General features: G+C 74.7%; 16 protein-coding genes. 4 read left to right on the plus strand and 12 right to left on the minus strand.

Translation table 11 applies throughout. From position 1 onward, the window contains the following. Nucleotides 1-133 precede the first annotated feature (133 nt). The 4 genes from pepN to IE219_RS13880 all read right to left on the minus strand — a co-directional run bounded on the left by pepN (nt 134) and on the right by IE219_RS13880 (nt 5166). Nucleotides 134-2620 carry an aminopeptidase N gene (gene pepN, locus IE219_RS13865; RefSeq protein ID WP_189976993.1) on the minus strand — a complete coding sequence of 829 codons (2487 nt, stop codon included), beginning with the start codon at nt 2618-2620 and terminating at the stop codon, nt 134-136. A 244-nt stretch (nt 2621-2864) separates the two neighbouring features. After that, nucleotides 2865-3854 (minus strand): asparaginase, encoded by a 990-nt coding sequence (locus IE219_RS13870; protein ID WP_189976994.1) that lies wholly within the window; start codon nt 3852-3854, stop codon nt 2865-2867. After that, nucleotides 3854-4246, minus strand: coding sequence for a chorismate mutase (locus IE219_RS32420; protein WP_308434022.1), 393 nt, complete (start codon nt 4244-4246; stop codon nt 3854-3856). The genes IE219_RS13870 and IE219_RS32420 overlap by 1 nt, the downstream gene beginning before the upstream one ends. An 11-nt stretch (nt 4247-4257) precedes the next feature. Beyond that, nucleotides 4258-5166 carry a helix-turn-helix transcriptional regulator gene (locus tag IE219_RS13880; RefSeq protein WP_189976995.1) on the minus strand — a complete coding sequence of 303 codons (909 nt, stop codon included), beginning with the start codon at nt 5164-5166 and terminating at the stop codon, nt 4258-4260. Nucleotides 5167-5245: 79 nt separating this feature from the next. Here IE219_RS13880 and IE219_RS13885 point away from each other — a divergent pair, with 79 nt between their 5' ends. After that, entirely contained in the window at nt 5246-7006 is a 1761-nt protein-coding gene (locus IE219_RS13885) for a glycoside hydrolase family 35 protein (RefSeq protein WP_189976996.1), read from the plus strand. A gap of 82 nt (nt 7007-7088) precedes the next feature. Here IE219_RS13885 and IE219_RS13890 read toward each other — a convergent pair whose 3' ends face one another. Then, the gene (locus tag IE219_RS13890) at nt 7089-7838 is read right to left on the minus strand and encodes a S1 family peptidase (RefSeq protein WP_189977307.1); all 750 of its coding nucleotides are present in this window, start codon (nt 7836-7838) and stop codon (nt 7089-7091) included. A gap of 210 nt (nt 7839-8048) precedes the next feature. Between IE219_RS13890 and IE219_RS13895 the strand changes: the two genes are divergently transcribed. Both IE219_RS13895 and IE219_RS13900 read left to right on the plus strand, forming a co-directional pair. Continuing rightward, entirely contained in the window at nt 8049-8933 is an 885-nt protein-coding gene (locus IE219_RS13895; RefSeq protein ID WP_189976997.1) for a zinc ribbon domain-containing protein, read from the plus strand. A 72-nt stretch (nt 8934-9005) separates the two neighbouring features. Next, nucleotides 9006-10481, plus strand: coding sequence for an ankyrin repeat domain-containing protein (locus tag IE219_RS13900; protein WP_189976998.1), 1476 nt, complete (start codon nt 9006-9008; stop codon nt 10479-10481). Between the two features lie 7 nt (nt 10482-10488). Here IE219_RS13900 and IE219_RS13905 read toward each other — a convergent pair whose 3' ends face one another. The 7 genes from IE219_RS13905 to IE219_RS13935 form a co-directional block, all read right to left on the minus strand. After that, nucleotides 10489-10914: a guanyl-specific ribonuclease gene (locus IE219_RS13905; RefSeq protein WP_189976999.1), complete on the minus strand. Its 426-nt coding sequence runs from the start codon at nt 10912-10914 to the stop codon at nt 10489-10491. A 268-nt stretch (nt 10915-11182) separates the two neighbouring features. Beyond that, the gene (locus IE219_RS13910; protein ID WP_189977000.1) at nt 11183-11797 is read right to left on the minus strand and encodes a TetR/AcrR family transcriptional regulator; all 615 of its coding nucleotides are present in this window, start codon (nt 11795-11797) and stop codon (nt 11183-11185) included. A gap of 37 nt (nt 11798-11834) precedes the next feature. Next, nucleotides 11835-12353 carry a pyridoxamine 5'-phosphate oxidase family protein gene (locus IE219_RS13915; RefSeq protein ID WP_189977001.1) on the minus strand — a complete coding sequence of 173 codons (519 nt, stop codon included), beginning with the start codon at nt 12351-12353 and terminating at the stop codon, nt 11835-11837. Nucleotides 12354-12526: 173 nt separating this feature from the next. Then, on the minus strand, nt 12527-12907 hold the full coding sequence (locus tag IE219_RS13920; protein WP_189977002.1) for a VOC family protein: 381 nt from the start codon (nt 12905-12907) through the stop codon (nt 12527-12529). A gap of 151 nt (nt 12908-13058) precedes the next feature. Then, complete coding sequence (locus IE219_RS13925; protein WP_189977003.1) at nt 13059-14519, minus strand: glutamate synthase subunit beta; 1461 nt, start codon at nt 14517-14519, stop codon at nt 13059-13061. Further along, nucleotides 14512-19083 (minus strand): glutamate synthase large subunit, encoded by a 4572-nt coding sequence (gene gltB / locus IE219_RS13930; RefSeq protein ID WP_189977004.1) that lies wholly within the window; start codon nt 19081-19083, stop codon nt 14512-14514. The genes IE219_RS13925 and gltB overlap by 8 nt, the downstream gene beginning before the upstream one ends. Nucleotides 19084-19718: 635 nt before the next feature. Further along, nucleotides 19719-20447, minus strand: a complete 729-nt coding sequence (locus IE219_RS13935) for a VIT1/CCC1 transporter family protein (RefSeq protein ID WP_189977005.1) — start codon at nt 20445-20447, stop codon at nt 19719-19721. A gap of 301 nt (nt 20448-20748) precedes the next feature. Between IE219_RS13935 and IE219_RS13940 the strand changes: the two genes are divergently transcribed. After that, a complete protein-coding gene (locus IE219_RS13940; protein ID WP_189977006.1) occupies nt 20749-21741 on the plus strand; it encodes an ADP-ribosylglycohydrolase family protein in 993 nt (330 codons plus the stop codon). The last annotated feature ends 196 nt before the right edge of the window (nt 21742-21937 follow it).

Here is a 21937-nt window from a genome sequence, read left to right on the forward strand (position 1 = left end):
GCCGGGGCGGAGGCCGGACCGCCGGGGGCGGCCGGTGGCCCGGCGGCGGGCGCGGCGCGCCTGCCGCACGCCGCGCTCACCGGCTGGGACCGGGCGGCGGGCCCGGTCCAGGGCCGCCGCCGGGGTCCTGGGGTCAGGCTTCGCGGACGCGGAGGGCGCGGGCGAGGTCGTCGAGCTGGTCGACGAGCTTGCGGCGCAGGGCCGGGATCATGGTGTCGTCCGCGAGGTGCCGCTCGCCGCGGGCGAGGGCGTCGGCGTCGACCGCGTAGGCGGGGAAGGCGTACCGGCCGGCGGCCTCGGCCATGGCGGGGCCGCGCCGGTCGCCGAGGGCGGTGGCCGCCGGGTAGAAGCGCTCGACGTACTCCTGGACCAGGTCGGCCTGTTCGGGCTGCCAGAAGCCGAGGGCGGTGGCGGTGAAGAGGTAGTTCGACAGGTCGTCGGAGTCGAACATGGCGGCCCAGGCGGCGGCCTTGGCGTCCGGGTCGGGCAGTGCGGCGCGGCAGCGGGCGGCGCCCTCCTGGCCGGTGGCGCTGGGGTCGCGGTCCAGTTCGGCGGCGATGGCGGTCTCGTCGGTGGCGCCGAGGACGGCGAGCCGGGCGAGGATGCGCCAGCGCAGCTCGGGGTCGAGTTCGGGGCCGCCGTGGACGGTGCCCTCGTCGAGCCAGGAGGCGATCTGGTCGGGGGTGGTGGCGCTGTCGACGAGGGTGCGGACGGCGGTGAGGCGCAGGCCGGGGTCCTCGCCGTCCTCGGTGCGGCGGAGCAGGGCGCGGGCGATCTCGCGGAGGGTGGCGAGGGCGGCGGGGCGCTGGCCGGCGGGGACGTACCGGTCGGCGACCTGCTGCCGGGCGAAGGCCAGGACGCCCTGGACGATGCCGAGTTCGGTCTCCTCGGTGAGGTGGGCGAGGGCGAGTTCGAGGTAGTCGGCGGGGGCGAGTTCGCCGTCGCGGACCATGTCGCGGGCGCTGTTCCACACCACGGCCCGGGTGAGCGGGTCGGGGATGCGGGAGAGGCCGCGCAGGGCGGTCTCCTCGGAGACCTCGTCGAAGCGGAGCTTGGCGTAGGTGAGGTCGCCGTCGTTGAGGACGACGAGGGCGGGGCGGGGGCCGGTCAGGTGGATCGGCTCCCGCTGCGGCACGTCGGTGAGGACGCTGTCGCGCAGGGCGAGTTCGCCGTCGGGGCGGCGGTCGTAGAGGCCGGCGCGGACGCGGTGGGGGCGGCTGCCGTCGTGGTCGACGGAGAGTTCCCAGCGGTTGGCCTCGCCGGTGAGGCGGGGGGTGAGGGTGTCGACGCCGGTGGTGCGCAGCCAGCGCTCGGCCCAGGCGTGGACGTCGCGGTCGGTGGCGGCGGCGAGGTTGTCGATGAAGTCGGCGAGGGTGGCGTTGCCGAACTTGTGCCGCTTGAAGTGGATGTTGATGCCGGCGAGGAAGTCCTCCTCGCCGAGCCAGGCGACGAGTTGGCGCAGGGCGGAGGCGCCCTTGGCGTAGGAGATGCCGTCGAAGTTGAGGAGGGCGGAGGCGGTGTCGGGGACGGCCTGCGGGTCGGGGGCGACGGGGTGGGTGGAGGGGCGCTGGTCGGCGTCGTACCCCCATGCCTTGCGGCTGACGCCGAAGTCGATCCAGGTGTCGGCGAAGAGGTCGGAGCAGGCTTCGTTGACGGTCTGGTAGCCCATGTACTCGGCGAACGACTCGTTCAGCCAGATGTCGTCCCACCAGCGGAGGGTGACGAGGTCGCCGAACCACATGTGGGCCATCTCGTGGGCGATGACCATGGCGCGGGTCATCCGCTCGGTGGCGGTGACGGCGGAGCGGAAGACGAATTCGTCGCGGAAGGTGACGAGGCCGGGGTTCTCCATGGCGCCGGCGTTGAACTCGGGGACGAACGCCTGGTCGTAGGAGTCGAAGGGGTAGGGCTCGTCGAACTTCTCGTGGAAGCGGTCGAAGCACGCCTTGGTGACGGCGATGATCTCGTCGGCGTCGGCGTCGAGGTGGGGGGCGAGGGAGCGGCGGCAGTGGATGCCGAAGGGGAGCCCGGCGTGCTCGGTGCGGATCGAGTGCCAGGGGCCGGCGGCGACGCAGACGAAGTAGGTGGAGAGCGGCTGGGTGGGGGCGGAGGTCCAGCGGCCGTCCGCGCCGCGCTCGGTGACGCTGTTGGTGAGGACGGTCCAGCCCTCGGGGGCGGTGACGGCCAGTTCGAAGACGGCCTTGAGGTCGGGCTGGTCGAAGGCGGCGAAGACGCGCTGGACGTCCTCCATGAAGAGCTGGGTGTAGGTGTAGGAGGCGCCGTCGGTGGGGTCGAGGAAGCGGTGCATGCCCTCGCCGGTGTGCGAGTAGCGCATGGTGGTGGTGAGGGTGATCTCGTGCTCGCCCTCGGCCAGGCTCAGCGGGAGCCGGTTGCCGTCCAGGGCGGCGGGGTCGAGGGGCTGTCCGTCCAGGACGGCGGAGTGCAGGGTGACGGGCTTCAGCTCGACGAAGGTGTCCCCGGCGGCGCGGGCGGTGAACCGGATGGTGCTGGTGGAGCCGAAGGTCTCGTCGCCGGTGGTGAGGTCGAGGTCCACCCGGTAGTGGTGGACGTCGAGGAGCTGGGCACGGGTCTGCGCTTCGTCGCGCGTCAGTACGGACATGGGCCCTATGCTGCCCGATCGTCCGGTCGGCGGGCAGGGGTGGTGCCCCGTGGTGGTGCCGGGTACGCGCCCGGCGAACACGGGCCGGGGCGGCGGTCCGGGGTGGGGCCGGGGGTGGTGAGGGGAGTGCGGGTGGGGGCGGTGGTGCGGGGGGCCGGGGGCGGGCGGGGCGGCTCGGAGCCGTACGACTCCTGCTGTACGGGTGTTTCCGTACGGCTCCGTCCGCGCGGGGGCGGGGTGGGGGTCAGGCGCGGCCGGTGCCGTCGAGGTGGGCGAAGGCGGCGGTGATGCGGGGGCGGTCGTAGCCGTCGGGTCCCGCGGCGCCGCTGGAGACCAGGGCGGCGAGGAGCAGCCGGGCCTTGGCGGGGTCGAGCGGGCCGGCCGGGATCAGGCCGTGGTGGAGGAGGTCGTACTCGGAGCCGGGGCCCCGGTAGGTGGCGGTGAGGCCGGTGCCGGCGCCGGTGCGGGAGGCGAGGACGACGGGGATGCGGCGGGCCAGTGCGGCGAGCGGCTCGACCAGCCGGGCGGGGGCGTGGCCGGCGCCGAAGGCGGCGACGACGAGGCCCTGGAAGCGGTCGTCGACGGCGGTCAGGAGTTCGCCCCGGTCGCCGAGGACCAGGGTGACGAGGGCGATCCGGACGGCGGGGTCGTACGAGAGCGGGCCGGACGCGGTGGGGACGGCGGGCCGCAGCAGGACGCGCGGGACGCCCTCGACGACGGTGCCGAGGGGGCCCGCGCCGGGCGAGGCGAAGGTGGCGACGGAGGTGGTGTGGGTCTTGCGGGCGTGCCGGGCGGCGTGGATCTCGTCGGCGAGGACGACGAGGACGCCGAGGCCCCGGCAGCCGGGGTCGGCGGCGACGGCGAGGGCGGCGGCGAGGTTGGCGGGGCCGTCGGCGCCGGGCAGGTCGGCGCGTCGCATGGCGCCGGTGACGGCGACGGGGGCCCGGTCGGTGGGGCAGAGCAGGTCGAGGAGGAAGGCGGTCTCCTCCAGGGTGTCGGTGCCCTGGACGACGACCACGCCGGAGCCGGTGGCGAGGGTGGCGTTCACCTCGGCGGCGAGGGCGGCGAGGTCCTCGGGGGTGAGGGAGGAGGAGGGCAGCCGGCGGAAGTCGCGCAGGGCGACGTCCTCGGGGGCGCCGAGGGCGGCGAGGACCTCGGGGCCGGTCAGACGGGCCGCGTCACCGCCTCGCGCGGAGATGGTCCCTCCGAGGGTGAAGACCGTGACGCGGGCCATCAGCGGGCGCCGTCCGCGATCGTCTCGTGGTGGCGGATGACCTCGGCGATGATGAAGTTGAGGAGCTTCTCGGCGAAGGCCGGGTCGAGGCGGGCGCTCTCGGCGAGTTCGCGCAGCCGGGCGATCTGGCGGGCCTCGCGGTCCGGGTCGGCGGGCGGCAGCTGGTGCTCGGCCTTGAGGACGCCGACCTGCTGGGTGCACTTGAAGCGTTCGGCGAGCATGTGGACGACGGCGGCGTCGATGTTGTCGATGGACTCGCGCAGCCGGGTCAGGTCGGCGCGGACGGCGGGGTCGATCCCGGTGCTCCCGCCGGTGCCTCCGGGGGCTTTTCCGGGGGTTTCCTCGCGGTTCTCTTCGTGGGCGGCGCTGGTGTCGTTCCTGGTGTCGCTCATGGTCAGCGAGCTTAGACGGACTCCCCGGCCGGGGCCGGGGGGTGTTCGGGATCCGGAACGCCGCCGCCCGGAACGCCGCCGCCCGGGGCGCCGGGGGCGGGGCGGGCCCGCTCGGTGCGGAAGCGGGCGGGGGCGGTGCCGACCCTGCGGGTGAAGAGGCGGGAGAAGTAGGCGGGGTCGTCGTAGCCGACGCGGCGGGCGACGGCGGCGACGGGGAGTTCGGTGGCGGCGAGGAGTTCCTTGGCGCGGTCGAGGCGGACGGTGAGCAGGTAGTCCTTGGGGCCCCGGCCGGTGGCGCGGTGGACGGCGGCGCGCAGGGCGGCGGGGGTGAGGCCGTGGCGGGCGGCGTGTTCGGCGACGGTGAGGGGGCGGAAGGCGTCGCGGGCGAGGCCGGTGAGGACGGGGTCGGTGCCGGGGGCGGGGCCGGTGCCGGCGCGGGTGCGGCGCAGGACGACGAGGAGTTCGTGGACGGCGGCGGCGGTCTCGATCTCCAGGAGCGGGTTGCCGTGCCGGGCGGCGTGGGCGATGCGGGCGACGACGGCGCGGGCGGGGGCGGCGTCGGTGAGGGGGACGAGGGGCCGGTCGGCGTCGATGCAGCCGAGTTCGGCGTAGGCGGCGGTGGCGGGGCCGGTGAAGTCGACGAACGCCTCGTCCCAGCCGGTGGCGGGGTCGGCGCCGTAGTGGTGGGGGACGCCGGGGGTGAGCCAGAGCAGGGCGGGGGCGGTGACGGGGTGGCGGCGGCCGTCGGGTCCGGCGTACCAGCCGCCGCCGGCGGTGACGAGGACGGCGACGTGGTGGCCGAGGACGCGGGGGCCGACGACGGGCAGGGTGCCGTGCTGGAGGCCGACGCCGAGGCAGACGAGGCCGAGGCGGTGGTGGACGGGGCCGGGCGTGAGGTAGCGCGTCCAGGTGTGGTGCATCGGCCCGTCCTCCCAAGGTCCAAGCTGCGACGATCTTTGTCCATGGACCGGTCCGCCGCCAGGGGGCGAGGGTGGGGTCATGAGCACGTTCGCTGTGGGTGACGAGGACTTTCTGCTGGACGGGCGGCCGGTGCGGCTGCTGTCGGGGGCGCTGCACTACTTCCGGGTGCACGAGGGGCACTGGGGGCACCGGCTGGGGATGCTGCGGGCGATGGGCCTGGAGTGCGTGGAGACGTACGTGCCGTGGAACCTGCACGAGCCGGAGCCCGGCCGGTACGCGGATCCGGAGGCGCTGGGGCGGTTCCTGGACGCGGTGGCGGCGGCCGGGATGCGGGCGCTGGTGCGGCCGGGGCCGTACATCTGCGCGGAGTGGGAGAACGGCGGGCTGCCGCACTGGGTGACGGGGCCGCTGGGGCGGCGGGTGCGGACCCGGGACCCGGAGTTCCTGGCGCCGGTGGAGGCGTGGTTCCGGCGGCTGCTGCCGCAGGTGGTGGCGCGGCAGGCGGACCGGGGCGGTCCGGTGCTGATGGTGCAGGTGGAGAACGAGTACGGGAGTTACGGGAGCGACGCCCGCTATCTGGAGTGGCTGGCGGGGCTGCTGCGGGAGTGCGGGGTGACGGTGCCGCTGTTCACCTCGGACGGCCCGGAGGACCACATGCTGACGGGCGGTTCGGTGCCGGGGGTGCTGGCGACGGCCAACTTCGGCTCGGGGGCGCGGGAGGGCTTCGCGGCGCTGCGCCGGCACCGGCCGTCGGGGCCGCTGATGTGCATGGAGTTCTGGTGCGGCTGGTTCGACCACTGGGGGACGGCGCACGCGGGCCGGGACGCGGCGGACGCGGCCGGGGCGCTGCGGGAGGTCCTGGAGTGCGGGGCGTCGGTGAACGTCTACATGGCGCACGGCGGGTCGAACTTCGGCGGCTGGGCGGGCGCGAACCGGTCCGGGGAGCTGCACGACGGGGCGCTGCTGCCGACGGTGACCTCGTACGACTACGACGCGCCGGTGGACGAGCGGGGGCGGCCGACGGAGAAGTTCCACCGCTTCCGGGAGGTGCTCGCGCCGTACGCGGCGGGGCCGCTGCCGCCGCTCCCGGAGCCGCCGCCGGTGCTGGCGGCGGGCGCGCGGGCGGAGTTCGGGGGGTGGGCGCCGCTCGGCGCGGTCCTGGCGGAGCTGGGCGGGGCGGAGACGGAGGCGGGGGCGCCGCCCTCGTTCGAGGAGCTGGGCGTGGACCGGGGGCTGGTGCGCTACCGCTTCGCCGTGCCGGGGCCCCGGCGGCCGTATCCACTGGCGGTGCGGGGGCTGCGGGACCGGGCGCAGGTGTGGGTGGACGGGGTCTTCGCCGGGGTGCTCGCCGAGGAGGACGCGGTGCTGCCGGAGCCGGTGGCGGGTCCGGCGGTGGTGGAGCTGTGGGTGGAGTCGCTGGGGCGGGTGAACTACGGGCCCCGGCTGGCCGAGCCGAAGGGGCTCACCGGGGGGCTGCTGCACGAGCGGCAGTACGTGCACGGGGTGCGGGCCCGGGGGCTGCGGCTGGACGCGTTCACGGCGGAGGCGGTGGGCCGGGTGCCGTTCGGGGCGGTCCCGGCGGGCGGCGGGCACGGGCTCTACCGGGCCGTGGTGGAGGTGTCGGGCGCGGGGGACGCGGAGCTGCGGCTGCCGGGCGCGGGGCGGTGCTTCGTGTGGGTGAACGGCTTCTGCCTGGGGCGGGCCTGGCCGTCGGCGGGCCCGCAGGAGGGGCTGTTCGTGCCGGGTCCGGTGCTGCGGGAGGGCGCGAACGAGGTGTGGGTGCTGGAGGTGGAGCCGGCGGTGGGGGGCGGCGGGCCGGAGGGGGTGGAGCTGGCCTGACCCGTTCCCGCCGTGGAGGGGGCGGGCGCGGGACGGCCCCGGGGCGCGGTGCCGCGCTCCGGGGCCGTACGGGAGGAAGGCGCTACAGCGTGGCGGCCGCCGACTTGATGGCGGCGGCGAAGGTGGAGACCTCGGTGTAGACGCCCGGGTAGCCGGCGCGGGCGCAGCCCTCGCCCCAGCTCACGATGCCGACCTGGATCCAGGCGCCGGCGCTGTCCTTGCGGAACATCGGGCCGCCGGAGTCGCCCTGGCAGGTGTCGGTGCCGCCCTGGCTGTAGCCGGCGCAGATCTCCTCACTGGGGACGAGGTCGTTGCCGTAGGCGGACCGGCAGGAGGCGTCGGAGACGAAGGGCACGGTGGCCTTGAGGAGGTAGCGCTGCTGGGCGCCGCCCTCGCGGGCCGCGCCCCAGCCGGCGATGGTGAAGGTGCCGCTGTTGTAGGCGGTGGTGTCGGCGATCTTGAGGGTGGGGAGCGTGGTGATGGGGGAGGCCAGCTTGATGAGGGCCCAGTCCTTGCCCTTGCCGGTGTAGCCGGGGGCCTGGAGGACCTTGGTGGAGCGGACCTTGACGGCGCTGGAGGACTGGAGGTCCACGACGCCGGCGGTGGCGGTGATGCCGGTGTTGTTGCCGGAGCCGCTGACGCAGTGGGCGGCGGTGAGGACGATCTGGGGGCTGATGAGGGAGCCGCCGCAGCCCATGGAGAGCCGGACCATCCAGGGGAACTCGCCCTGGGCGGCGCGGGTGCCGCCGACGACGGGGGCGGGGGCGGCGGAGGCGCTGGTGACGGGCTGGAGGCTGAGGGCGGCGAGGGCGACGGCGCCGGCCGCCGCCATCTTCTGCAGGGCACGGACGAGTCGGTTCTTCTGCACGTGTCTGCCTTCTCTCGTGGGGGGATCGGCCCTGACGGCTGGGAGGCATGTACGTGACATGCGCCCGTCAAGGCATGTCCGGATTATGGACAGCGCCCGGCGACCGCCACAAGGAAGCCTTTTCGGCCAGATCCGGTGAGGGGACCGTACAGTTGACGGAGAGGGGGATCCGGCATGCCGAACCGCGAAGGGGCCGACCGTGTCGTCCACGGCTTCCCGCACCGCGCCGCCGTACGGGCCTCGCTGACCGCGCTGTACCGCCGCGTCTCCGCCGACGGCATCCGCCGCCACCCCGCCAGCGTGACCGCCGCCGAGGTCGCCCTCGGCGACGGCGAGGACCTCCACCTCGGCACCCTGCGGGTGGCCCGCGCCCTGGTCGGACAGCTCCGCATCCCCGACGTCCGCCTGGTGGTCGGCTTCCGCCGCATGGAGGAGGCCGCCGCCGTCGAACTCGGCCCGGGGCCCGAGTACTTCGTCGAGCTCAACGACCGCTTCCGGACCCGGCGCGCCGACATCGGCGCGGCCCTCGCCCACGAACTCACCCACATCCTGCTGCACCGCCTGGACCTCGCCATGCCCACCACCGCGGAGAACGAGATCCTCACCGACGTCACCGCCGCCTACCTCGGCGCCGGGTGGCTGCTGCTCGACGCCTACCGGCGCGACGGCGTCGAGAGCCAGAAGCTCGGCTACCTCACCCCGGAGGAGTTCGGCCACGTGCTCGCCAAGCGGGCCGCCCTCTTCGGCGAGGACCCCTCCCCGTGGTTCACCAGCGCCGTGGCCTACGAGGCGTGGGTACGCGGCCGGGCCGAGGCCGCGCGGGAGGCGGCCGCTCCCCCGCTGGCCGGCGCCGGCTGGGCCGAGCGGCGCCGCTACGGCTGGGAGCGCCGCCGCGGCCGGGCCTCCGACGGCGCCCCGTACGCCTTCACCGGCGGCTCCCCCGCCACCGCGGTCGCCTTCCCCTGCCCGGTCTGCGGGCAGCGGCTGCGCGTCCCGGCCGGACGGCGGCTGCGGGCCCGCTGCGGACTGTGCGGCACCGTCCTGGAGTGCGAGACCTGAGCCGCGCCCGGCCCCGCCACCGGCCCCGTAAGGGATTTGCGCCGGGACCGGACGGCGGGTCAAGGTCGGTCCATGCACACGCTGTGGGAGGCCGTCGGGGACCGGGACGAGGACGCCGTCGTCCGGGCGCTGCGCGCCGGGGCCGACCCGGACGCCCGGGACGACGACGGCGAGAGCGCCCTGTACCAGGCGGCGGTCGCGGACGCGCCGGGCATCGTCCGGCTGCTGCTCGCCGCCGGGGCCGACCCCGGCCGCCCCTCCGGCCCGGACGACGGCGACCTGCCGCTGTGCGGGGCGGCCTGCGGCGGCGACACCGAGACCGTGCGGGCGCTCCTCGCCGCCGGCGCCCCGGCCGACCAGGAGGAGGAGTTCGGCTTCACCGCGCTGGCCTGGGCGGTCCGGCTCGGCCACGCGGAGACCGTGCGGGCCCTCCTGGAGCACGGCGCCGACCCCGACCGGCCCGGCCCCGACGGGCTCGCCCCGCTGGTCGCGGCGGCCCGGCGCGGCTCCACCGGCTGCGTCCGGGCGCTCCTCGACCACGGGGCGCGGGCGGCCGGACCCGCGCTGGACGAGGCCCGCCGGTGGATCGGCGCCGACCTCGCGGCCGAACTCCGGCGCGGCCTGGTCGCCGGGAACGACGGCGGGGAGACCTACGAGGCCGTGGTGCGGCGGGTCCGGGAGGACGGCGGGATCACCGTCGTGGTGGAACTGCTGCGGGAGGACGGCCGGCCGGGGCGCGGCGACGAGCGGCAGACCGGGCACGCGGCCATCGCCACCCTCCTGGAGGAGGCGCTCGGCCGGGCCGCCCCGCACGAGGAGCTGGCCGGGCGGGCCCTGGCCGGCGGCGACCCGGAGCTCGACGACTGGACGACGGCGGTGGCCGCGCTCGCCGCCCGCGCCGACGAGGAGACCTTCGTGGCGGCGGCCGGCTGGTGCGCCCACCGCGACCCGCTGCGGCGGGCGCTGGGCGCGCGGGTGCTCGGGGCGCTGCCCGGCTTCGCGGCGAGCGCGGTGCCGGTGCTGCGGCGGCTGGCCGCCGGGAGCCTCCCGCCCGGACGGGAGCCCGCGCTGTCGGCGGTGACCGCGCTCGGCGCCTGCGCGGACCCGGCGGCCGTACCGGAACTCCTCGCGGCGGGCGGGCACCCCGACCCGGAGGTGCGGCGGGCGGCGGCCGGGGCACTGGTGGGACTGGTGCCGGCCGGGGACGTGGAGGCGCTGGGGGTGCTGCTCGGACTGAGCCGGGACGGCGACGCCCGGGTGCGGGACTGGGCGGTGCTGGCCCTCGCCGAACTCCCGGACGACACGCCGCTGGTGCGGGAGGCGCTGGCGGAGCGGCTGGCCGATCCGGACCCGGAGACGGCGGCGGAGGCGGCCCGGGGGCTGGCGATCCGGCGGGACCCGAGGGCCGTGGACGCCCTGGCGGCCGTCCTCGCGCACGGCGACCCGGACGGCGCGGCGCGCGAGACGGCGCTGGCCGCCCTGGAGTTCGTCCACGACCCCCGGGTGCGGACCCGGCTGGAGTGGACGCTGCCGCGCCGCCGGGCCTGACACCGGATCAGCAGGTCCGGTCGATCAGGTCGAAGGTGGCGTAGTGGTCGGCGGTGTAGTAGTCCTCGCGGTAGGCGGTGCCGGTGACGATCCGGCGGGCGCCGCGGGTGGACGAGCCCGGCGTCCTGACCGTGTACTCGTGGTAGTAGCCGAGGGTCCGGGAGGGCAGGACGCCCTCCCGGTTCTGGAAGACGGACCCGTCCTGGCGGTACGGGAACGGGCCGCCCGCCGCGATGAGGCGGAGCGTGTCGTACGCCTGGGAGGGCAGGGCGGAGTAGCAGATCTCCCCGTACGAGGCGGCCCGGGCGGCCGACGCGGTGACGGGCGCGGGGGCCGGGGCCGGGGCGGCGGTGGCCGGGGCGGTGAGGAGGAGGGACGACAGGAGGGCGGCTGCGACGCCGCCGGCGAGGCCGAAGCGGGATGAGGTGCGCATGCCATCGATGCTGACGCGCGTAGACCCCGCGCGGAAGCGGGGCCCCGTTCCCTTCCCCGGACGTTCACCGGCCGCCTCCCCTCGTTCACCGGCCCCCGCCGGACGTCCGCACCGCGTCCACGGAACGCCCGCACGACCGGGGTACGTACGGCCCGGGTGCGTACGGCTCGGTCCCGCACGGCTCGGTTCCGCACGGCCGGGGTGCGTACGGCTCGGTCCCGCACGGCCGGGACACGCGCGGCCCGGTCCCGTACGGCCGGGGTGCGGCTCAGTCCCGTACGGCGATCCCGTCGAGGACCATCGACAGGTACTGCCGGGCGATCTCCTCCGGGCTGTGCTGCCCGCCCGGCCGGTACCAGGAGGCGGCGACCCAGACCGTGTCGCGGACGAAGCGGTAGGTGAGCCGGACGTCGAGGTCCGCGCGGAACGTCCCGTCGGCCACCCCGCGCTCCAGCGTCCCCAGCCACGCCTTCTCGAACCGGCGCTGCGAATCGGCCAGGTAGCCGAAGCGGGGCAGGTCCACCAGGTGGCGGGACTCCCTCTGGTAGATGGCGACGGCGGCCCGGTGCCGGTCGATCTCCCGGAAGGACTCGGTGACCAGGGCTCCGATGGTCGCGCGGGGGCCGAGCCCGGCGGCGAGCACCGCGTCGTACCCCTCCCACAGCTCGGTGAGGAAGGTCGAGAGGATCTCGTCGAGCATCGACTCCTTGGAGTCGAAGTGGTAGTAGAGGCTGCCCGCGAGCATCCCCGCCGCGTCCGCGATCTTGCGGACGGTGGTGGCGTTGTACCCCTGCGCGGCGAACACCTCGGCGGCGGTCGCGAGGAGTTCCCGGCGCCGTTCGGGCGCGGCGGTGGTCACCTGGTTCTTCTTCTTGGCTGGCACCCGCCCATTGTCGGGCTTCGGCCGGCGGCCCGGCCGCTCAGGGCAGTTCGCGCGCCGGGACGTCGTCGTTGCCCCGGCCCAGCGTGCGGGCCCGGCGGCCCGGCCGCCAGGTGGTGAAGCGGATCTCGTCGCCCTCCACCCGGACCCTGACGACCTCGCCGGGCACGGCCCGGAAGAGGTGGAAGGGCTGCGGCGCACCCGTCCGTGCCGCGTACGCCGCGAGGAGGGCCGGCTCTGTGACCTCCTCGGCCCGCCCCGAGATCCGGACGTCGCCGCCGTCCATGTCCGTGCCGGGGCCCGGGTTGGCGAGCAGCGAGAAGCGGGGGTCGCGGCTCAGGTCACGCGCCTTGAGGGAGCCCGGCATCATGCCGAGCCACAGCTCGCCGTCCCGGAAGTCGGCCTCGATCCCGCTGAGCCGGGGCGAGCCGTCCTTCCGGAGGGTGGCAAGAACGTGGTGGACGTACCGGCCGAAGCGCTCGCGCACGGTCGCGGCCAGGACGGGTTCGGCGGCCTCGAAGGCCGCCCAGGAGGGCGTGGGGTCTCCGGTGGCGGACATGCCTCCAGGAGACACCGGAAACCCGACACCTCCTGTCCGGATTACTCCGCACGCCTCACACGTCCGTACGCCTCACACTCCCGTACGGCCCCGTGCTTCCACACGCCTCACGCTGCCGCACGCCCCGCGCTTCCGCGCGCCCCGGGTCGCCCGCACCCCGGGTCGCCCGCGTCTCAGGCTCCCGCCTCCCGCTCCCCCTTGCTGCGCTCCACGCAGAATTCGTTTCCCTCAGGGTCGAAGAGGGTGACCCAGCCGGTCCCGTCCGGCCGCCGGTGGTCGCCCGCGAGGGTCGCGCCGAGGGCGAGCAGCCGGTCGACCTCCTCGTCGCGGGTGCGGTCCTGTGGCTGGAGGTCGAGGTGGACCCGGTTCTTGACCGCCTTCGCGTCGGGGACGCGGATGAAGAGGAGGGCGGCGCCGGCCGACTCGACGAGGGCCTCGGGGTCGCCGGGGTGGTCGTCGTCGGCGAGCCTGCCGTCGAGGACCTGTGCCCAGAACCCGGCGAGCGTGTAGGGGTCGGCGCAGTCGATGGTGACGTGGCGTACGAGAGAAGTCATCCCGTGATGATCCCGGGGAGCACGGCACCGGGCCACCGTTTTATCGCGGACGCGCCGCGGCGCTCGCCCTGTTGTCCTTGGTCGGGGACGGGTCGGGCGAGCGCCGCGCTCAGTTCCGCACGTCGTTGTACGGGACGGTGGTGGGGCCGGATCAGACCAGCAGGGAGCGGTCCGTCGGGCGGATCGGGGCCGGCAGGGAGCTGGCTCCGGTCAGGTGGCGGTCGACGCCTCGGGCGGCCGAGCGGCCCTCGGCGATGGCCCAGACGATCAGCGACTGGCCGCGGCCGGCGTCACCGGCGACGAAGACGCCATCGACATTGGTGGCGAAGTCCGCGTCACGGGCGATGTTACCGCGTTCGTCCAGCTCGACGCCGAACTGGGCGACCAGGCCGTTGGCGACGTCGGTGCCGGTGAAGCCCATGGCGAGGGTGACCAGCTGGGCGGGGATCTTCCGCTCGGTGCCGGGCTTCTGGGTCAGCCTGCCGTCGACGAACTCGACCTCGACGAGGTGGAGGAACTGGACGTTGCCGTCCTCGTCGCCCTCGAAGTGGGTGGTGGAGACGGAGTAGACCCGCTCGCCGCCCTCCTCGTGCGCCGAGGTGACCTTGTAGAGCATGGGGAAGGTCGGCCAGGGCTGGTGGGCGCCGCGCTCCTCGCCCGGCTTCGGCATGATCTCCAGCTGGGTGACGGAGGCCGCGCCCTGGCGGTGGGCGGTGCCGACGCAGTCGGCGCCGGTGTCGCCGCCGCCGATGACGACGACGTGCTTGCCCTCGGCGGTGATCGGCGGGGCGACGAAGTCGCCCTCGACGACCTTGTTGGCGAGCGGCAGGTACTCCATCGCCTGGTGGATGCCGTTGAGCTCGCGGCCCGGGACGGGCAGGTCGCGGGCGGTGGTGGCGCCGGCCGCGACGACGACCGCGTCGAAGCGCTTGCGCAGGTCGGTGGCGGTGATGTCGCGGCCGACCTCGACGCCGGTGCGGAACTTGGTGCCCTCCGCGCGCATCTGCTCGACGCGGCGGTTGATGTGCCGCTTCTCCATCTTGAACTCGGGGATGCCGTAGCGGAGCAGACCGCCGATGCGGTCGGCGCGCTCGTACACGACCACGGTGTGGCCGGCCCGGGTGAGCTGCTGGGCGGCGGCGAGGCCGGCCGGGCCGGAGCCGATGACGGCGACGGTCTTGCCGGAGAGGCGCTCGGGGACCTGCGGGCGGACGTCGCCGCCGTCCCACGCCTTGTCGATGATCGAGACCTCGACGTTCTTGATGGTGACGGCCGGCTGGTTGATGCCGAGCACGCACGCCGACTCGCAGGGGGCCGGGCAGAGGCGGCCGGTGAACTCCGGGAAGTTGTTGGTGGCGTGCAGGCGCTCGGACGCCGCCGACCAGTCCTCGCGGTAGGCGTAGTCGTTCCACTCGGGGATGAGGTTCCCGAGCGGGCAGCCGTTGTGGCAGAACGGGATGCCGCAGTCCATGCAGCGGCCGGCCTGCTTGCTGATGATCGGCAGCAGGGAGCCGGGGACGTAGACCTCGTTCCAGTCGCGGACGCGCTCCGCGACGGGGCGGGTCTCGGCGACCTCGCGGCCGGTGGTGAGGAAGCCCTTCGGGTCAGCCATGGGTCGCCGCCTCCATCATCTTCTCGGTGGTCTCGCGCTCGGAGAGACCGGCGAGCTCAGCGGCGTCCTTGGCGGCGAGCACTGCCTTGTACGTGGTCGGGATGATCTTGCTGAAGCGGCCGGCCGCCGCGTCCCAGTCGGCCAGGAGCCGCTCGGCGACGGTGGAACCGGTCTCCTCCTGGTGGCGGCGCACGACGTCGTGCAGCCACGCGGCGTCGGTCTCCGACAGGGCCTCGACCGCGCCCTGGTTGCCGGGGTTGACGTTGCGGGGGTCGAGGTCGATGACGTAGGCGACGCCGCCGGACATGCCGGCCGCGAAGTTGCGTCCGGTCTCGCCGAGGACGACGGCCGTGCCGCCGGTCATGTACTCGCAGCCGTGGTCGCCCACGCCCTCGGAGACGACGAGGGCGCCGGAGTTGCGGACGCAGAAGCGTTCGCCGGTGCGGCCGCGCAGGAACAGCTCGCCGCCGGTGGCGCCGTAGCCGATGGTGTTGCCCGCGATGGTGGAGTACTCGGCCAGGTGGTCGGCGCCCCGGTCGGGGCGGACGATCACGCGGCCGCCGGAGAGGCCCTTGCCGACGAAGTCGTTGGCGTCGCCCTCCAGGCGCAGCGTGACGCCGGCCGGGAGGAAGGCGCCGAAGGACTGGCCGGCGGAGCCGGTGAAGGTGAGGTCGATGGTGTCGGCCGGGAGGCCGGCGCCGCCGAACCGCTTGGTCACCTCGTGGCCGAGCATGGTGCCGACCGTGCGGTTGATGTTGCGGATGGCGACCTGGGCGCGGACCGGCTGGGCCTGCTCGGCGGTGGCCGCGTTCAGGGCCTCGGCGGCGAGCTGGATCAGCTCGTTGTCGAGGGCCTTCTCCAGGCCGTGGTCCTGGGCGATCAGGGCGTGGCGGACCGCGCCCTCGGGCAGCTCGGGGACGTGGAAGAGCGGGGCGAGGTCGAGGCCCTGCGCCTTCCAGTGGTGCACCGCGCGGCTGGTGTCGAGGAGTTCGGCGTGGCCGACGGCCTCCTCCAGGGTGCGGAAGCCGAGCTCGGCGAGGAGTTCGCGGACCTCTTCGGCGATGAACTCGAAGAAGTTGACGACGTACTCGGCCTTGCCGGAGAAGCGGTCGCGCAGGACCGGGTTCTGGGTGGCGATGCCGACCGGGCAGGTGTCGAGGTGGCAGACGCGCATCATGACGCAGCCGGAGACGACGAGCGGCGCGGTGGCGAAGCCGAACTCCTCGGCGCCCAGGAGGGCGGCGATGACGACGTCGCGGCCGGTCTTGAGCTGGCCGTCGGTCTGGACGACGATCCGGTCGCGCAGCCCGTTGAGGAGCAGGGTCTGCTGGGTCTCGGCGAGGCCGAGCTCCCAGGGGCCGCCCGCGTGCTTGAGCGAGGTCAGCGGGGAGGCGCCGGTGCCGCCGTCGTGGCCGGAGATGAGGACGACGTCCGCGTGGGCCTTGGAGACGCCGGCCGCGACCGTGCCGACGCCGACCTCGGAGACCAGCTTCACGTGGACGCGGGCCGCCGGGTTGGCGTTCTTGAGGTCGTGGATCAGCTGGGCCAGATCCTCGATGGAGTAGATGTCGTGGTGCGGCGGCGGCGAGATGAGGCCGACGCCGGGCGTCGAGTGACGCGTCTTGGCGACCCACGGGTAGACCTTGTGGCCGGGCAGCTGGCCGCCCTCGCCGGGCTTGGCGCCCTGGGCCATCTTGATCTGGATGTCGTCGGCGTTGACGAGGTACTCGCTGGTGACGCCGAAGCGGCCGGAGGCGACCTGCTTGATGGCGGAGCGGCGCGCCGGGTCGTACAGGCGCTCCGGGTCCTCGCCGCCCTCACCGGTGTTCGACTTGCCGCCGAGCTGGTTCATGGCGATGGCGAGGGTCTCGTGCGCCTCCTGGGAGATGGAGCCGTACGACATGGCGCCGGTGGAGAAGCGCTTGACGATCTCGGAGACCGGCTCGACCTCGTCGAGGGGGACCGGCGCGCGGCCGGAGGAGAAGCCGAACAGGCCGCGGAGCGTCATGAGGCGCTCGGACTGCTCGTTCACCCGGTCCGTGTACTTCTTGAAGATGTCGTACCGCTTGCTCCGCGCGGCGTGCTGGAGGCGGAAGACGGTCTCCGGGTCGAAGAGGTGCGGCTCGCCCTCGCGGCGCCACTGGTACTCGCCGCCGATCTCCAGGGCGCGGTGCGCGGAGGAGATGCCGGTGGCCGGGTACGCCTTGGCGTGGCGGGCGGCGACCTCCTCGGCGACGACGTCCAGGCCGGCGCCGCCGATCTTGGTGGCGGTGCCGTGGAAGTAGCGGGCGACGAAGGCGTCGTCGAGGCCGACGGCCTCGAAGACCTGGGCGCCGCGGTAGGAGGCGACGGTGGAGATGCCCATCTTCGACATGACCTTGAGGACGCCCTTGCCGAGGGCGTAGATCAGGTTCCGGATGGCCTGCTCGGACTCGATGTCCGACAGGAAGGTGCCGGCGCGGAGCAGGTCCTCGACGGACTCCATGGCCAGGTACGGGTTGACCGCCGCGGCGCCGTAGCCGATGAGGAGGGCCACGTGGTGGACCTCGCGGACGTCGCCGGCCTCGACCAGCAGGCCCACCTCGGTGCGCTGCTTGGTGCGGATGAGGTGGTGGTGGACGGCGGCGGTGAGCAGCAGCGACGGGATCGGCGCGTGCTCGGCGTCGGAGTGCCGGTCGGAGAGGACGATGAGGCGGGCGCCGCTCTCGATCGCCGCGTCGGCCTCCGTGCAGATGGCGTCGATGCGGGCGGCGAGGGCCTCGCCGCCGCCGGAGACGCGGTAGAGGCCGGAGAGGGTGGCGGCCTTCATGCCCGGCATGTCGCCGTCGCGGTTGATGTGGATGAGCTTGGCCAGCTCGTCGTTGTCGATCACCGGGAAGGGCAGGGTGACCGAGCGGCAGGAGGCCGCGGTCGGGTCGAGCAGGTTGCCCTGGGGGCCGAGGGAGGAGCGCAGCGAGGTGACGAGCTCCTCGCGGATGGCGTCCAGCGGCGGGTTGGTGACCTGCGCGAAGAGCTGGGTGAAGTAGTCGAAGAGGAGCCGGGGGCGGGCCGAGATCGCGGCGATCGGCGAGTCGGTGCCCATGGAGCCGATCGGCTCGGCGCCGGTGCGGGCCATCGGGGCGAGGAGGACGCGGAGCTCCTCCTCGGTGTAGCCGAAGGTCTGCTGGCGGCGGGTGACCGAGGCGTGGGTGTGGACGATGTGCTCGCGCTCGGGGAGGTCGGGCAGCTCGATCTCGCCGGTCTCCAGCCATTCGGCGTACGGCTGCTCGGCGGCGAGGGCCGCCTTGATCTCGTCGTCCTCGATGATGCGGTGCTCGGCGGTGTCGACGAGGAACATCCGGCCGGGCTGGAGGCGGCCCTTGCGGACGACCCGGGCGGGGTCGATGTCGAGGACGCCGACCTCGGAGGAGAGGACGACGAGGCCGTCGTCGGTGACCCAGTAGCGGCCGGGGCGCAGACCGTTGCGGTCGAGGACCGCGCCGACCTGGACGCCGTCGGTGAAGGTGACGCAGGCGGGGCCGTCCCAGGGCTCCATCATCGTGGAGTGGTACTGGTAGAAGGCGTGCCGGGCGGGGTCCATGGAGTCGTGGTTCTCCCACGCCTCGGGGACCATCATCAGGACCGCGTGCGGCAGCGACCGGCCGCCGAGGTGGAGCAGCTCCAGGACCTCGTCGAAGGAGGCGGTGTCGGAGGCGTCCGGGGTGCAGATCGGGAAGAGCCGGTCCAGGCCCCGGCCGTCGCGGCTCTCGCCGAAGACGTCGGTGGCGAGCTGGGCCTCGCGGGCGGCCATCCAGTTGCGGTTGCCCTTGACCGTGTTGATCTCGCCGTTGTGGGCGACGAAGCGGTACGGGTGGGCGAGCGGCCAGCTCGGGAAGGTGTTGGTGGAGAACCGGGAGTGGACGAGGGCGACGGCGGAGGCCAGGCGCCGGTCCGAGAGGTCCGGGAAGAAGGGCTCCAGCTGGCCGGTGGTCAGCATGCCCTTGTAGACGAGGGTGCGGGCGGAGAGCGACGGGAAGTACGTCGCGGCCTCGCGCTCGGCGCGCTTGCGCAGCACGAACGCCTTGCGGTCCAGGGCGATGCCGGTGCTCTCGTGGTCGGTGACGAAGAGCTGGCGGAAGACCGGCATGGTGGAGCGGGCGGTGGCGCCGAGCAGGCCGGGGGCGACGGGGACCTCGCGCCAGCCGAGGACGGTGAGGCCCTCGTCCGCGGCGATGGCCTCGACGGCGGCGGCGGTCTCGTCGGCGGTGTCCACCGGGAGGAAGGCGGTGCCCACGGCGTAGGCGCCGGCCTCGGGCAGGGCGAATCCGGCGACCTCGCGGAAGAAGGCGTCCGGGACCTGGAGCAGGATGCCGGCGCCGTCACCCGAGTCCGGCTCGGAGCCGGTGGCCCCGCGGTGCTCGAGGTTGCGCAGCACGGTCAGCGCCTGCTCGACCAGATCGTGGTCGGGCACACCGGTGAGGGTGGCCACGAACCCGACACCGCAGGCGTCGTGTTCGTTGCGGGGGTCGTACATGCCCTGGGGGGCGGGGCGACCGTCCATGGGCGACCAGGCGTCGGAACGCATCGGCTCTCCCGTCGTCGTCGTGGCATTGAGAGCTGCCGAGGGACGACGTTGGCCCTCCGCGAAAGTTGGAGCAGGTTACATGATGGAGGGCTTCTCGCCTAGCGGATAGCTCGTTCCAACATGCGGACACGCGCGACGGCGCGCGAGGGTCCGCGTTCACCTGGTGGTTCGGGGGTGCGGAGGCGGTGGCGACATCGGAACCGCTCCACGGGGGACGGCGCCTTCCGGGCCGTCGCGGAAGGGCCTCGTTGCCCCACGACGCTCCTGCCTCATTCCCCTGGCTCATGAGTTCGAAACCGAGGGGTAACCGGCTAGATATGTGGCGTCCTGCATAGTGTCTCACCGCCGCGGGGGTTCCGGACAGGGATGTTCGTCACAGCGAGGATGCGCCATTCCTCCCGCAAAGGCACCCCGAAAAGCCCGAAAGGTCCCTTGTGGGACCTCGCGGGCCGTGGTGGGGGTACGGATTCCGTTCCGCCGCGGAGGGCGCGGAGCACGGGGTACGGGGGCGGGGTGCGCGCCCGCGCCCCGGGCGCCGGGTCGTATCCGGAAGGCCCCGCCGCACCCCCGGAGGCGCGGTCCGGAGCGAGACCGACGCCGCCGAGCCGGCCCGGGCCGCGCCCCGGAGACGCGGTCTAGAGGGCCGCGCCGAAGAGCATGCCGAGGCCGTACGTGACGGCCGCGGCGGCACCGCCGAGCGCCAGCTGGCGCAGCCCGCTGAACCACCAGCCGCGGGCCGTGACCCGGGAGACCAGCGCGCCGCAGGCGAAGAGGCCGAGGAGCGCGAGGAGCACGGCCGGCCAGAGCGCGGTGGCGCCGAGCAGGTACGGCAGCAGCGGCAGCAGCGCGCCGAGCGCGAAGGAGCCGAAGGAGGAGACGGCGGCGACGGTGGGCGACGGCAGGTCGTCCGGGTCGATGCCCAGCTCCTCGCGGGCGTGGATCTCCAGCGCCCGCTCCGGGTCCTTCGACAGCTGCATGGCGACCTCGCGGGCGAGCGCGGGCTCGACGCCCCGGGAGACGTACAGGGCGGCCAGCTCCTCCATCTCGTCGATCGGGTGCTTGCGCAACTGGCGCCGTTCCACGTCCAGTTCGGCCTGGACGAGCTCGCGCTGCGAGGCGACGGAGGTGTACTCGCCGGCCGCCATGGAGAAGGCGCCGGCCGCGAGTCCGGCGAGGCCGGTGATGACGATGGCCTGCGAGGAGACCGCGCCGCCGGCGACACCGGTCATCAGGGCGAGGTTGGAGACGAGGCCGTCCATCGCGCCGAAGACGGCGGGACGCAGCCAACCGCCGTTCACGTCGCGGTGGGTGTGGTTGTCGCGGTGGGCCTCGTGCAGCGGCGCCTGGGCCTCGATGATGGACATGGTTCTCCCCTCGTTCCGGCGGGCCGGGTCGCTCCCGCCGCCCCCAACACCCTCGAAAATACGCGCGATGTAAGGGTCGCGCCAGCAAGGCAGGCCGTACTTACTAAGGCCCGCCTCACTGTGGCAACACTTACTTGACACGACGTCATCCCCCTTTCCCCCTACGGACGGACGGGTGACGGAAGCCCGCCCACCGGCGAGTCGCCGCCCCGCCGTGGCACAGATCCAGGCGAAGGGGTACCGCCGAGGGAGTGCCCCCGCACCGAGGGCGACCCGGAGCGCCGGGGAGAGGGGCCGCACCATGACGACCGCCGCATGCGACACACGGGACCGGGCGAGGGGAGCGCTCCTCGGCCTCGCCGTCGGCGACGCGCTCGGCGCCCCCGCCGAGAACATGAAGCCCTCCGAGATCCGGCGCCGCTGGGGCCGGATCGAGGGCTTCCTGACCGACCGGCCGGCGGGCACCGACGACACCGAGTACGCGATCTTCTCCGCGCTGCTCCTCGCCCGGTACGGCTCCGGCCTCACCGCCGCCCACGTCGAACGGGCCTGGCACCACTGGATCGCCGACCTCGACGAAGGCCCCTTCCGGGGCGCGGGCTTCTCCGAGCGCGGCACCCTGGAGAACCTCCGGCGGGGCCTCGCCGCCCCCATCTCCGCCCAGCACCGGCACGCCTGGAGCGACGGCCTCGCCATGCGGGCGGCCCCCTTCGGGGTCTTCGCGGCGGGCCGCCCGGCGGAGGCCGCCCGGCTCGTCGCCGTCGACGGCAGCGTCAGCCACGAGGGCGAGGGCATCTACGGCGGGCAGGCGGTGGCGGCGGGCGTCGCGGCCGCGATGACGGGCGCGACGGTGACCTCCGTCATCGCGGCGGCCCTCTCGGTGATCCCGATGGACTCCTGGACCGCCCGCTCGCTGCGCCGCGCGGTGGTCGCCGCCCAGCGCGTCCAGCCCGACCCGCTCATCCGCGAGCGCCAGGTCCGCTCGGCGGTCGTCATCGGCGGCTACCCCTGGACGGACCTCGCCCCCGAGGCGGTGGGCCTCGCCTTCGGCGCCTTCGCGGCGGCCCGCGGCGACTTCCGCACGGCGGTCCTGACCGCCGTCAACATGGGCCGCGACGCCGACACCACGGCCGCCGTCGCCGGCGCCCTCGCGGGCGCGGCGGGCGGCCTCGGCGCGATCCCCGGCGAGTGGGCCGCCGCCATCTCCCCCGTCACCGGCAGCTGCCTGCCCTCCATGCGCGGCTACCACGTCCTCGACATCGCCGACCTCCTCACCCCGGAGCCCTCCCCATGACCCCTGACCCCACACCGACCCCCTTCCCTCCGGCCCACCCGGCACCCGCCCGGGGCCGGGCGGACACCTCCCCGGCCCCGGCCCCCGGTGCCGTACCGGCGCACCCCTCCCCCGCGAACGCCGCACCCGCCCCGGCACCCGGCGCCCTCCCGACACACACCGCGCCCCTCCCGGCAGGCACCTCTCCCGCTCCGGC

This window comes from Streptomyces termitum (assembly GCF_014650175.1).
GTDB lineage: Bacteria > Actinomycetota > Actinomycetes > Streptomycetales > Streptomycetaceae > Streptomyces > Streptomyces termitum.